General features: G+C 43.8%; 8 protein-coding genes. All 8 read left to right on the top strand.

Features of this window, described 5'->3' with window-relative positions; genetic code table 11:
• Positions 1-162: 162 nt before the first annotated feature.
• The 8 genes from WAZ74_RS09800 to WAZ74_RS09765 all read left to right on the top strand — a co-directional run bounded on the left by WAZ74_RS09800 (position 163) and on the right by WAZ74_RS09765 (position 13,594).
• Positions 163-1,431, top strand: coding sequence for an FAD-dependent oxidoreductase (locus WAZ74_RS09800; RefSeq protein ID WP_422308116.1), 1,269 nt, complete (start codon positions 163-165; stop codon positions 1,429-1,431).
• 342 nt (positions 1,432-1,773) lie between these two features.
• A complete protein-coding gene (locus WAZ74_RS09795) occupies positions 1,774-3,531 on the top strand; it encodes an AMP-binding protein (protein ID WP_422308115.1) in 1,758 nt (585 codons plus the stop codon).
• 278 nt (positions 3,532-3,809) lie between these two features.
• Positions 3,810-5,564 (top strand): AMP-binding protein, encoded by a 1,755-nt coding sequence (locus WAZ74_RS09790; RefSeq protein ID WP_422308114.1) that lies wholly within the window; start codon positions 3,810-3,812, stop codon positions 5,562-5,564.
• 284 nt (positions 5,565-5,848) lie between these two features.
• Positions 5,849-7,459, top strand: a complete 1,611-nt coding sequence (locus WAZ74_RS09785; RefSeq protein ID WP_422308113.1) for a carboxyl transferase domain-containing protein — start codon at positions 5,849-5,851, stop codon at positions 7,457-7,459.
• 70 nt (positions 7,460-7,529) lie between these two features.
• Positions 7,530-8,336 carry an enoyl-CoA hydratase/isomerase family protein gene (locus WAZ74_RS09780; protein ID WP_422308112.1) on the top strand — a complete coding sequence of 269 codons (807 nt, stop codon included), beginning with the start codon at positions 7,530-7,532 and terminating at the stop codon, positions 8,334-8,336.
• Positions 8,337-8,944: 608 nt separating this feature from the next.
• Positions 8,945-11,062, top strand: coding sequence for a biotin carboxylase N-terminal domain-containing protein (locus WAZ74_RS09775; RefSeq protein WP_422308111.1), 2,118 nt, complete (start codon positions 8,945-8,947; stop codon positions 11,060-11,062).
• 192 nt (positions 11,063-11,254) lie between these two features.
• A complete protein-coding gene (locus WAZ74_RS09770; protein WP_422308110.1) occupies positions 11,255-12,175 on the top strand; it encodes a hydroxymethylglutaryl-CoA lyase in 921 nt (306 codons plus the stop codon).
• Between the two features lie 231 nt (positions 12,176-12,406).
• The gene (locus tag WAZ74_RS09765) at positions 12,407-13,594 is read left to right on the top strand and encodes an isovaleryl-CoA dehydrogenase (protein ID WP_422308109.1); all 1,188 of its coding nucleotides are present in this window, start codon (positions 12,407-12,409) and stop codon (positions 13,592-13,594) included.
• The last annotated feature ends 308 nt before the right edge of the window (positions 13,595-13,902 follow it).

Here is a 13,902-nt window from a genome sequence, read left to right as displayed (position 1 = left end):
ATATTTTTATCTTTAAAAGCGTCTATTATTAATAGGCGCTTTTTTTGATAATTAATTATATATTTAATATGAATGTTAATGTGGGTGAATGTGTGTTTACTGATATAATAACGGTCAATATTCTGATAATTAAAATAATCCGTCAACTTTATTGGAGCTAACATGAGTATAGGAAATCAGTCCGTCCCATCTGCAGCATCGTCTATTACATCGTCTGCAGGTATTGTTATCATTGGTGCAGGCTTGGCAGGCTGGCATGTCATTGATGCGATTCGCGCAAAAGATAAAGACATCTCGATTACCTTGATAACTGCCGATAGTGGCGATCGTTATCACAAGCCTATGCTGACCATGGCAATCAGTCAAAATAAACGTGCCTCAGACTTAGTGCGAGCAACTGGCGTTGATGCTGCTAAAGCGGCGCAAGTGACGCTACTTGCCAATACGCATGTGACTGATATTGACGCTACTGCCCAACAATTACAGCTTATCTCTGCGCTGCGCTCAGACCCTGTTTATACCAATTACGCAACGATCAATTATGACAAATTGGTGTTAGCAATGGGTGCGCATCCTATCTTTCCAAAAAGCTTACCAGAAGACTTGGTTTGGCATGTCAATCATATTGAGCGTTTTGGGCAGCTACAAGAAAAGCTAGCAACAGGTAGTCAGCATATCGCTATTGTTGGTGCTGGTATGGTCGGTACTGAGATTGCTGAAGACTTGCTAAAAGCAGGTCACCAAGTGACATTGATTGATTTAAATGACGCGCCACTATCGCAAATGCTACCAGCAAAAGCGACCGCACGCATTGCAGAGGCAGTCAAATCACAAGGTATTAACTTTTTAGGGGGTTGTCAGGTATCTGGTATTACTCGTATCAGTGATGGTAGTAATGATGTCAATAATGATGGAAAGTTACAAGTTAGCTATGAGTCAGTTTCCTCTAGTGTAGAAAATGCAGAGGCTCAGCAATTTGAGCCATTGATCGTTGACCATGTGATTGCTAGTACAGGTCTGACCGTCGATGATAAATTGCCAACCGCCGCTGGGGTTGAGTTTAATCGCCGTACTGGTATCGAGGTTGACGCGCCGACGCTGCGTACTACTACGGCAAACATTTATGCAATTGGCGACTGTATGTCAATCAATGGTGTTGCTTGTCGTTATGTAGCACCGTTACGTGCGCAAGCAGCAACCATTGCTGATGATATCTTAGGGTTAGAGCATGGTGGTTATGAGCATAAACCACCAATGATTCGCCTAAAAAATAAAGCAATTTCGGTGATGGTAACAGGTGTACCGCAAGCAAACGGTAATTGGCAAGTAGCGACTGAAAGTGATGATGAGCTCATTATGAACTTGCTCGATGATAATAATGAAGTTAGCGCAACGGTAACCATCAAAGCACCTGTTACACCCAACGTTTAATTATTAAAAAAACTCTAAGCCCCATAGCCAGTGCTGCCATTCTAATGCAGTGCTGGCTTTTTTTCATTCATATCTACCGCATTTCTTTTATCGATTTTAGACTTAAGAACGCTTCAGTCTAATATTATCGATACAGATCGTATTATTATTGATATTCTTTAATTTAAAGCACTGTATCATTGGTTAAAACTTAGTTTAGTTTAATCAGAATCTGTGGTGATAAACCTACAGCGATAAAGAGTATGCGTTAAACAGTATTCAAGGGAAATATCGCATTTACTTTGGTAGCCTATTTTTATCGCACTGCTAAAAACCCTCAACCGTAAAACGAAAGGACTCGTTATGACTCAGCTTATCGATTTCGAAAGTATCTTTAATAATGTTCCAAAAGTTGATGTAGGTGCGCGCTCGGTAAATGCGCCACTTACCCAAAGCCATGATAAAGGACTTGATGTGCCGCTGATAGAAGCGACCATCGGGGATTTTTTTGATGCTATTGTCAGTAAATATCCTGAGCGTGAAGCCTTGGTTTCTCGTCATCAAAATATCCGCTGGACTTATCGTGAGTTACAGGAAAAAGTTAATCAGCTGGCAAGTGCCATGATTGAGATGGGATTTGAGATAGGCGATCGTATCGGTATTTGGTCGCATAACAATGCTGAATGGCTTTTGATGCAATTAGCCACCTCAAAAATCGGTGTAATCCTAGTCAATATCAATCCTGCTTATCGTACTTTTGAGCTGCAATATGCACTGAATAAATTGGGCTGTTCGGCATTGGTATTGATGCGTCATTTCAAAAGCAGCGACTATACGCAGATGATTCGTGAGCTGTGTCCTGAGATTTATCATAAAAATTATCAGCAACTTGATTTGGTCGAGATTCCGACGATTGAGTGCATCATTTGGATTGATGAGCCAGACAGTGATGAAGATTTTAACTTTATGCAAAAATTTTCGGCTTGGATGACAGAAGGTGATGCCAACGATCCGCGTGTTGCAGAGCGCCAAGCGCAGCTTAAGAATACTGATGCTATTAGTGTGCAGTTTACTAGTGGCACAACAGGGACACCGAAAGGCGCCACCTTAAGCCATCGTAATATCCTTAATAATGGTTATTTTCTTGGCGAAGGCATGAAGTTGACCAGTGATGATAGGCTGTGTATCCCATTGCCACTCTATCACTGCTTTGGCATGGTGGGCGGTAATCTTGCCATTTTAACCCATGGTGGCTGTGCGGTTTATCCTAACGATGGTTTTGATCCGCTAACGGTATTGCAGACGGTCGAAGAAGAGAAATGTACCGCTTTGCTTGGCGTACCGACGATGTTTATCGCGGAGCTCGATCATCCAGACTTCGATAGCTTTGATTTGTCCAGCTTGCGCACCGGTATCATGGGCGGCTCTAGCTGTCCGATTGAGGTCATGCGCCGTGTGATGGATAAGATGCACATGAAGGAAGTTACGATTGCTTATGGGATGACTGAGACCAGTCCAGCTTCCTGTCAGTCCAGCTCGCAAACGCCACTTGAAAAGAGAGTCTCTACCGTAGGAATGGTGCTGCCAGGTCTTGAGGTCAAAATCGTTGACACTGAAACGGGTCAAGTCGTGCCGATTGGAGAGACAGGTGAATTACATACGTATGGCTATGCGGTGATGAAAGGCTATTGGGGTAGCCGCTTTAAAACCCGTGCGGCAATCACTGATGGCTGGATGCATACCGGTGACTTGGCAACGATGGATGAAGATGGTTATATCACTGTGGTTGGGCGTAGTAAAGATATGATCATTCGTGGTGGCGAAAATATCTATCCAGTAGAAGTCGAAAACTATCTCTATCGCCATCCGAAAATTCGCGATGTACAAATAGTTGGCGTTCCTGACAAAAAGTATGGCGAAGTATTGGCAGCGTGGATTATTGCAAAAGAGCCGGATAGCTTAAGTGAAGAAGAGATAAGACAGTTTTGTCGTGAACATATTGCTCATTATAAAGTGCCGACATATTTCCGCTTTGTTGACGAATATCCTATGACCGTCACTGGCAAAATTCAGAAATATAAAATCGTTGAGCAAATGATAGAGGAGATGGGTCTAAGATAATTTGAGACTATTAATGACTGGAAAAGCCAGCTTTTTACTATTATGGTATAAGGCTGGCTTTTCCGATTTAAGTCACATAAAAGACTCGTCATCTAGCAATCAATGATAAATTGGTTTTATATTTTCTTTTTAAATGATACGAATTGTATTGCTATTATTGACAGGCTTTCATTGATGGCGTTATAGTAGCTAACGCTAGTCAAGACCTGTTCAAGGAAGAATGAAGGGGTCGGAGGCGACCAATAAGCACCATAAAAAGTAAAACGAAAGGACTCGTTATGACTCAGAATTTTCATTTTGATAGCATTCTAAATAATATTCCCAGTATTAATATGGGTGCCCGCTCGGCAAATGCGCCACTCACTAAAAGCTATGATAAAGGTCCTGATGTGCCGCTAATTGAAGCGACCATCGGTGATTTCTTTGATGCTATTGTCTCCAAATATCCTGAACGCGAAGCACTGGTCGTCTGCCATCAAAATATCCGCTGGACTTATCAACAGCTGCAACAGCAGGTTAATCAGTTAGCGAGCAGCATGATTGAGATGGGGCTTGAGATTGGTGATCGTATCGGTATCTGGTCGCATAACAATGCTGAATGGCTACTGATGCAATTGGCAACGGCAAAAGTCGGTATTATCCTCGTCAATATTAATCCTGCTTATCGTGTTTTTGAGCTGCAATATGCGCTAAATAAACTGGGCTGCTCGGCTCTTGTACTCATGCGCCATTTTAAAAGCAGTGATTACGCGCAATTGATTCGTGAGATGTGTCCTGAAATTTATCATAAAGACTATACCCAACTTGATTTGGTTGAGATTCCAACGATTGAGCGTATTATTTGGATTGATGAGCCGGATAGTGAAGAAGACTTTAACTTTATGCAGAAATTTTCTGCATGGATGGCGGAAGGTGATGCCAATGATCCGCGTGTTGCTGAGCGTCAAGCACAGCTTAAAAATACCGATGCTATTAATGTACAGTTTACCAGTGGCACGACAGGAACACCCAAAGGCGCGACTCTAAGCCATCGAAATATTTTAAACAACGGCTATTTTATCGGTGAGGCGATGAACCTCACTGAAGAGGATAGACTGTGTATTCCAGTACCGTTATATCATTGCTTTGGTATGGTGCTTGGTAATTTAGCCATTCTCACCCATGGCGGCTGTATCGTCTATCCAAATGATGGTTTTGAGCCGTTATCGGTCTTACAAGCAGTCGAGAGTGAGAAATGTACTGGTCTACATGGTGTACCGACGATGTTTATCGCCGAGCTTGATCATCCTGAATTTAAAAACTTTGATTTATCTACCTTGCGTACTGGCATTATGGCGGGCTCTAGCTGTCCGATTGAGGTCATGCGCCGCGTCATCGATGAGATGCATATGAAAGAGGTCACCATTGCTTATGGTATGACTGAAACCAGTCCCGTTTCTTGTCAGACCAATGAACATACGCCGCTTGATAAGCAAGTCTCGACCGTGGGACTCGTGCAGCCAGCGCTTGAAGTTAAAGTTATTGATACCGAAACAGGCGAGATTTTACCGTTAGGTGAGACTGGCGAGTTGCTGACCCGTGGTTATTCGGTGATGAAAGGTTATTGGGGCAGTCGTTTTAAAACCCGCGAAGCCATTCAAGATGGCTGGATGCATACGGGTGATTTGGCAACGATGGATGAAGATGGCTATGTCAAAGTCGTTGGTCGTAGTAAAGATATGGTCATCCGTGGCGGTGAGAATATTTATCCAGTAGAAGTCGAGAATTATCTCTATCGCCATCCCAAAATCCGTGATGTACAAATCGTTGGCATCCCAGATAAGCGTTATGGCGAAGTATTGGCTGCTTGGATTATTCCTAAAGAAGAGGGCTGCTTAACGGAAGAAGAAGTGCGCCAATTCTGTAGTGAGCATATCGCCCATTATAAAGTGCCGACTTATTATCGCTTCGTCACCGAGTACCCAATGACCATCACTGGTAAAATTCAGAAATATAAAATTATTGAGCAGATGAGAGAAGAGCTAGGTTTATAGCCCATTCTATTATTGCTACCTTATTAAAGGTTATAGTCGATAACAAATGAAATAAATACGTTATGTTATGACGCGAGACTTGTATGAATTTTTCTGGCTTGCTTTGCCTACGCCGACAGAGGCTGCAAAAAATTCACCCAAATCTCGCTGTATCGATTATAAATCGAATTGACTATACGGATACGAGTCAAGACTAAAATAACCAGTCGTTAGAATAATTCGCATAAAATATTATTATCATAAAAACAGTCACTCGCATTTACGCATTAAAGAAAAGGGATATCATGAGCGCTATCATAACCAGTAAATTGAGTCCAAACGCTGCTGAATTTCAGCAAAACGCTGCTGCCATGCAACAGGTCGTTGATGACTTATATCAGCACCTACGCAAAGTCGCCCAAGGCGGATCAGAGCGTGCGCGCGCCAAGCATTTGGCACGTGGCAAGTTGCTACCTCGCGAGCGTGTTGAGCGTTTGCTGGATGTCGGGACGCCGTTTTTAGAAGTTGCTCCGATGGCGGCGCACGATATGTATGGCGAAGATATTCCAGCGGCTGGCGTGATTGCCGGTATCGGTCGCATTAACGGTACTGAGTGCATGATTGTCTGTAATGATGCCACCGTAAAAGGCGGTACTTATTTCCCAATGACGGTGAAAAAACATCTACGCGCGCAGGAAATTGCGCAAGAAAATAACTTGCCCTGTGTTTACTTGGTCGATTCGGGCGGTGCAAATTTGCCCAATCAGGATGAAGTATTTCCTGATAAAGAGCACTTTGGTCGTATCTTTTTTAATCAGGCTAATATGAGTGCCACTGGTATTCCACAAATTGCAGTGGTAATGGGCAGCTGTACCGCTGGCGGAGCATATGTGCCAGCGATGAGCGACGAGTCTATTATTGTCAAAGACCAAGGAACTATCTTTTTGGGTGGTCCACCATTAGTCAAAGCCGCAACAGGTGAAGAAGTCACAGCAGAAGATCTGGGCGGCGGCGATGTGCATACTCGTCTGTCAGGCGTCGTCGATCATTTAGCCCAAAACGATACGCATGCGTTATCAATAGCGCGCAATATTGTCAGCCATCTAAATCGTCCTGCTAAAAACATTGCTAATCAAATCCAACCACGTCCGCCACGCTATGATGCTAAAGAGCTATACGGTGTTATTCCAACCGATAAGCGCAAGCCCTTTGATATTAGGGAGATTATTACCCGTATCGTCGATGACAGTGCTTTTGATGAATTTAAAGCGCGCTTTGGCACGACGCTAGTGTGTGGTTTTGCTCATATCGAAGGCATGCCAGTTGGTGTTATCGCCAATAATGGCATCTTATTTAGTGAATCGGCGCAAAAAGGTACACACTTTATTGAGCTGTGTTGTAAACGAAAAATCCCATTGATATTCCTGCAAAATATCACTGGTTTTATGGTTGGTCGTAAATATGAAAACGAAGGTATCGCCCGTCATGGAGCCAAGATGGTGATGGCAGTAGCGAATGCAAAAGTACCTAAGTTCACTGTCATCGTTGGTGGTTCATTTGGTGCAGGTAACTATGGTATGTGTGGTCGTGCTTATAGTCCGCGTTTCTTATGGATGTGGCCAAATGCGCGCATTTCTGTGATGGGCGGCGAGCAAGCAGCGTCAGTACTCGCAACCGTCAAGCGTGATAACTTTGATCGTAAAGGCGAGGCGTGGAGTGAGGAAGATGAAGCAGCATTTAAAGCGCCGATTCGTGAGATGTATGAAAAGCAAGGTCATCCCTATTATGCCACGGCTCGTCTATGGGATGATGGGGTGATTGACCCTGCTGATACCCGTAACGTATTGGCATTAGCGCTTAGTGCCGCTCATAACGCCCCGATTGAAGAGACGACTTTTGGTGTCTTTAGAATGTAGCAATGCAGCAATGTGGCATTCAATAAAATATTCCCAGTCATTTCACGTTTATAAAAATGTAGAGAAGGTTATGCAACAAACTTTGAATAATTATAAAAGCCTATTGGTTAACGTTGAGCAGCACGTTGCAACGGTAACACTGAATCGCCCTGAGATACGTAATGCCTTTAACGATGAAATGATTGTCGAACTAACCCACGCATTTAATGCACTTGGTGATGATAATCAAGTACGTGTTATCGTTTTAGCGGCAGCGGGCAAAGCTTTTTGTGCAGGTGCCGATTTGAATTGGATGCGCGCCATGGCGGATTATAGCTATGAAGAGAATCTAGCGGATGCGGACAAGTTAGCGCAAATGCTAAAGACCATTTATGAATGTCCAAAGCCAACGATAGCGGCTATACAAGGTGATGTCTATGCAGGCGGTATGGGTTTGGTTGCAGTCTGTGATGTAGCAATCGCTGTGAGAATTGCTAGTTTCTGCCTTAGCGAAGTACGTTTGGGCTTAGCACCAGCGACTATCAGCCCTTATGTTATTAGAGCATTAGGTGCTAGAGCCTCACAACGTTATTTCTTAAGTGCAGAAGTATTCGATAGCAAAAAAGCCCGTCAGCTTGGCTTTATCCATGAGCGAGTTAGTGAAGAGTCACTTGATGATGCGGTTGCCACATTCTGCGCCACAGTGGTTAAAAACAGCCCTGATGCGGTCAAGACTTGCAAGCGCTTATTACATGACGTCGCAGGCGCAGCCATTACCGATGAACTGATTGCTGATACGGTTAAAGGTATCGCCGATATCCGCTCATCAGAGCAAGGTAAAGAAGGCGTACAAGCGTTTTTACAAAAACGCCAGCCTGATTGGTTAGCTGAAGGTTAAGAAAAAAATGGCGTAACCAAAGAGAAAAAAGTATATGAGCTTATCAAAAGAAATAGTCAAAGTTGAAAAAATCCGCAATGATATTGAAAATTTTTCTAACCAATATCGCGACACTTTATATGAAATATTGGCAAAATCATAAGATAGAACTTTATCAGCTAGTATTATTCAGACATTAAAAGCGGCACAAGAGGAGTTTCCGGGATTTCCAATCATTAAGTATGACTTAATAAGAGATGCCGTAAAAAATCACCATCAAAGCCCTTTTCTTTATATTCTCGATGTTTTTGGAATTGAGAACGAAGGGACTTTTGTAACAGGTTACCTTTGTAACGAAGGGTTTGAAGAAATTGACTCTCTTACTCTACAAAAAGCAGATGGTCGAAACTTACCAACGATGTGCAAAGCTATTCTAGATCATCCTTCCTTAGTTTATAGAGTCTTAGTTGATGGCTTACATACTGGAGAGATATCACAGGGTGATTGTTTGTTAAAAGTTTAACCGATAAATTTAAAAAGTTTTTAGATTAGAATTAGTACTGATTTTTATTAATAAATATTTTCTAACTTATATTCATATAATTTAATTTTTAGAAAAAAGGACTGTTATGTTCTCCAAAATTTTGATCGCCAATCGTGGTGAAATTGCCTGCCGAGTTGCTGCGACTGCCAAGCGTCTAGGTATCAATACCGTTGCCGTTTATTCTGATGCTGACCGTGAAGCCAAGCATGTTGCTGTCTGCGATGAAGCCGTATATTTAGGTGGCTCTGCGCCAAAAGACAGCTATCTTAAAGGCGACGCCATCATTGCGATTGCCAAAGCAACAGGCGCACAAGCGATTCACCCAGGTTACGGGTTTTTAAGCGAAAATGCGGACTTTGCTCAAGCTTGTCAAGATGCAGGATTGGTCTTTATCGGTCCATCTGCTGACGCTATCCGTGCCATGGGCGGTAAATCTGAGTCCAAGCGCTTGATGGAAGCAGCTGGCGTGCCACTGATACCCGGATATCACGGTGAAAATCAGGATGCCCATTTTTTGCAACAGCAAGCCGACAGTATTGGTTATCCGGTATTGATTAAAGCCAGTGCTGGTGGTGGCGGTAAAGGCATGCGTATCGTTGAGCAAAGCAGTGATTTTATTGACTTGTTAGAATCATGCCGCCGTGAAGCCATTACCAGCTTCGGTAACGATCAAGTATTGGTCGAAAAGTACGCGTTGAAACCACGCCATATCGAAATCCAAGTATTTGGTGATACCCATGGCAATTATGTGCATCTGTTTGAGCGTGATTGCTCGGTACAGCGTCGCCATCAAAAAGTATTAGAAGAAGCGCCAGCACCGGGTGTTGACGCGGCGATGCGTGAAGCGATGGGAACTGCGGCAATCGAAGCGGCGCGAGCGGTCAATTATTTTGGCGCAGGTACGGTTGAGTTTATCGTTGAGCAGCGCGCGGGTTCGATGAATTTCTATTTTATGGAAATGAATACCCGACTGCAAGTTGAGCATCCGGTTAGTGAAGCCATCTCTGGCGTAGATTTGGTCGAATGGCAGCTGTTAGTAGCGGCAGGTTTACCCTTACCGAAAAAGCAAGCAGAGCTGTCGATCAACGGTCATGCGATAGAAGCGCGTATTTGTGCTGAAAATCCTGATAATGGGTTTTTGCCAGCGACGGGCACTTTATTTACTTATCAAAAACCTGAACATAGTACTTTCATCATTAATAAGAATAGCACTGATGTGCGTATCGACGACGGCGTACGCGAAGGCGATGTCATCAGTCCGTTTTATGATTCTATGATTGCCAAATTGATCGTCCATGCGCCCACTCGCGAGCAAGCGTTAGCCAAGCTTGATCGCGCACTCGCGCAAACGCGAATAGTCGGTCTACCAAATAACGTGGCATTTTTACGTTACATCATAAATACCGAGTCTTTTAGCCAAGCAAATCTTGATACGGCATTGATTGAGCGTGAGCGTGAGCAGCTGTTTAATCAGCATCCGCTTGCATTATCGACACTCGCGGTGACGGCTATCGCACAGCAGCTTGCTAGTGAGGCGGCATATAAAGGTATAAATACTGATCCCTTTAGCCAGCCTACAGGTTTCCGTGCCTTTAGCGATTACACACGTTCGTTTAGCTTGGTTTACGCAGAGCAATTTTATAACACTCGTATTAGCAACTGGCACAATGCTAATTGTTCAGAGAGCAAAAAGGGCAGCGATAACCTCAGTAGCTTTACGCTAGTCATTGAAAAAGAAATTGCTCACACGCAAGATAATAGCAACGCGAACGTAGCTGCCCAGACAGAAACGGTCTATGAAGGTCAAGTCAGCTATAGCAGCATTGATGCACACAATCATACCTTATGGTTAGATGGTGCGCGTATCAACGTCCAAAGCTGGACAAACCATGAAACCGTCTATGTGTTTACCGATAGCGGGCGTGATGAGATTAGGCTCGTTGATATCATGGCACATGTTGGCGAAGAGAATGCGGCGGTTGGTAGCTTAAAATCGCCAATGCCGGGTCAAGTCGTTGCCTTTAAAGTCGCCGTCGGTGATAGCGTAAAAAAAGGCGATCCATTAGCGGTCATCGAAGCGATGAAAATCGAACATACCATTACGGCACCGACAGATGGCGTGGTGGCAGAATTGCTATTTGGTGCGGGCGACTTGGTCGCTGATGGTGACGAGTTATTACGCATTGATACGGAAAGCGAATAGCTGAAGTACCGATAACATAGTCAATTCAATATATAAGTGGTTCGTTTAAAATAGCGCTCTGCTGGGATAAATTTTCCTCGCTTGCTGTACGCTTCGCACTCCAGAGGCTTCACAAAATTTATCCCAGCAATCCTATAATATTTCTAAATTGAATCTATTATAAAGAGGCGAATAATAAAAAGGACGACAAGTATGAAACTCTCCTATCCAAAACACGTCACCATCGTTGATGTCAGTCCACGCGATGGCTTACAAAATGAATCTATGACGGTACCAACGGCGATTAAGCAAGCGCTTATTAATGATTTGATTGCTGCAGGCGTAAAAAAGCTTGAGGCCACTAGTTTTGTGTCACCAAAGTGGGTGCCGCAAATGGACGATAATAGCGCGCTGCTCGAAGCACTTGCGCCTACGCGTCGAGCAGATGTGAGCTATTCGGTATTGGTTCCCAATATGCGCGGTTTTGAGAATGCTATCTTGCATAGCCCTGATGAAATCGTCATCTTTGGCTCAGCCAGCGAGACCTTTAGTCAAAAGAATATCAACTGCAGTATTGATGAAAGCATTGAGCGTTTCGCGCCCGTTGCCGCTGCAGCAAAAGCGCAAGGTATCAAAGTGCGCGGCGTGATCTCTTGCACCGTTGGCTGCCCTTATGAAGGTGAGATTGACTCAAGCCAAGTGGCCTATGTGACCAAGCGTTTGCTTGAAATTGGCGCAGAGCAGATCGGTATTGCGGATACGATTGGCGTAGGTACGCCTTTAAAGGTACAGCGCGCGCTACAAGCAGCACTTGAGTATGCAGATATTGCCATGCTATCAGGGCATTTTCATGATACTTATGGTCAAGCACTAAGTAACACTTTAGCGGCACTACAGATGGGCGTCAGTGAATTTGATACCTCAGTCGCTGGACTTGGCGGATGTCCGTATGCCAAAGGTGCAACGGGTAATGTCGCGACTGAAGACGTGGTCTACATGCTGCATGGCATGGGAATAAGTACCGGTATCGATTTGGAAAAGCTAGTGGTCGCTGGTGAGCGTATCAGTAAGTTTTTGGGTCGTCCTAACGGTTCAAACGTAGCACGAGCGCTGATTAATAAACGTCAATCTTAACCAACATATAATTTATTTACTTTAAAACTGATATAAGTGCTACTGGAGTAAATTTTTCGCAGCCTCTGTCACGCCTGCGAACAGCAAGCAAGAAAAATTAGCACCAGTAGCACGGAATTATTAACGTATCAATCTTATTTAGAATTGACTATGACATCAAAAATGGTCTCAAAAAGATGGTGCTTTAAAAAATGGATTAAAATCTAAAACATCAAAATACAAGGAATGGTTATGAGTTTACCCGGATTGAATTTTCAGCTTGGCGAAGATATCGACGCCTTACGTGATATGGTGCAGCAGTTTACTGCCAAAGAAATCGCTCCGCGTGCGGCCGAGATTGACAGTAGCGATGAGTTCCCAATGGATTTATGGCAAAAAATGGGTGATATTGGTCTACATGGCATCACCGTTCCCGAGGAATACGGTGGCTCTGACATGGGCTACGTCGCGCACATGGTTGCGATGGAAGAGATTAGCCGTGCGTCTGCCTCTGTGGCACTTAGCTATGGTGCGCATTCAAATCTATGTATCAATCAGCTCAAGCGTAATGGCTCAGAGGCGCAAAAACAAAAATATCTGCCAAAACTAATCAGCGGCGAGTTTATCGGTGCACTCGCCATGAGTGAAACTGGCGCTGGCTCAGATGTGGTCAGTATGAAGCTGAAAGCCGAAGAGAAAGACGGTCATTATGTGCTAAATGGTAGTAAAATGTGGATTACCAATGGTCCTGATGCTGACGTAATGGTGGTGTATGCTAAGACCAATCCAGAGCTAGGCGGCAAAGGTATGACTGCTTTTATCGTTGAAAAAGGCATGGCAGGCTTTGGCACGGCGCAAAAGCTCGATAAGCTCGGTATGCGCGGTAGTCATACGGGTGAGATGACCTTTAACAATGTTGAAGTACCTAAAGAAAATATCTTGGGCGGCCTAAACGAAGGTGTTAAAGTCTTGATGAGTGGTCTTGATTACGAGCGCGCGGTATTGGCAGCAGGTCCTATCGGCATCATGCAAGCCGTGATGGACAATGTCGTGCCTTATATTCACGATCGTAAGCAGTTTGGACAAGCGATTGGCGAATTCCAGCTCATTCAGGGCAAAGTCGCCGACATGTACACCATACTGCAAGCAGGTCGCAGCTTCTTGTACACCGTGGGTAAAAACTTGGATATGCTAGATAAACGCGGTGCTGGTCATAGCCGAGAAGTACGTAAAGATTGTGCCAGTGTGATTTTATGGTGTGCTGAAAAAGCCACATGGATGGCAGGCGAAGGCATTCAAATATTCGGTGGTAATGGCTATACCAACGAGTATCCACTAGGTCGTTACTGGCGTGATGCCAAGCTCTATGAGATTGGTGCGGGTACGAGTGAGATTCGCCGTATGTTAATTGGTCGTGAGCTGTTTAATGAGACTAAGTAATATCAACACCCAAAAGTCGATTAACTTTGTCAAACTTGCTAAGGCTATAGTCCGTCCTAAATAAAAGAAATACAAATATTATCAATCACTACTGGGGTTAATTTTTCTTGCTTGCTGTGCCTACGCAGACAGAGGCTGCGAATAATTAACTCCAGTAGTGTTGTACTTTTTTAAAAGTGGATCAACTATACTTGGTATAGTGCTTACACAAGTTTTCCGAACTACTCTAAATTTTGAAAGTGGTATAAAAATACTAATGTTTTGATAAAACTAAAAAAGCAGGACGTTTTAAGCGTCCTGCTTTTTTA

The organism is Psychrobacter sp., assembly GCF_049295055.1.
Taxonomy (GTDB): domain Bacteria; phylum Pseudomonadota; class Gammaproteobacteria; order Pseudomonadales; family Moraxellaceae; genus Psychrobacter.
The sequence above is the reverse complement of the archived record's forward strand: the minus strand, read 5'-3'. Positions and strand labels throughout refer to the sequence as shown.

Bases quoted from the DNA above. Each gene is read 5' to 3' on its own strand.
- WAZ74_RS09800 (WP_422308116.1), top strand. From the start codon at position 163: ATGAGTATAGGAAATCAGTCCGTCCCATCTGCAGCATCGTCTATTACA.
- WAZ74_RS09795 (WP_422308115.1), top strand. From the start codon at position 1,774: ATGACTCAGCTTATCGATTTCGAAAGTATCTTTAATAATGTTCCAAAA.
- WAZ74_RS09790 (WP_422308114.1), top strand. From the start codon at position 3,810: ATGACTCAGAATTTTCATTTTGATAGCATTCTAAATAATATTCCCAGT.
- WAZ74_RS09785 (WP_422308113.1), top strand. From the start codon at position 5,849: ATGAGCGCTATCATAACCAGTAAATTGAGTCCAAACGCTGCTGAATTT.
- WAZ74_RS09780 (WP_422308112.1), top strand. From the start codon at position 7,530: ATGCAACAAACTTTGAATAATTATAAAAGCCTATTGGTTAACGTTGAG.
- WAZ74_RS09775 (WP_422308111.1), top strand. From the start codon at position 8,945: ATGTTCTCCAAAATTTTGATCGCCAATCGTGGTGAAATTGCCTGCCGA.
- WAZ74_RS09770 (WP_422308110.1), top strand. From the start codon at position 11,255: ATGAAACTCTCCTATCCAAAACACGTCACCATCGTTGATGTCAGTCCA.
- WAZ74_RS09765 (WP_422308109.1), top strand. From the start codon at position 12,407: ATGAGTTTACCCGGATTGAATTTTCAGCTTGGCGAAGATATCGACGCC.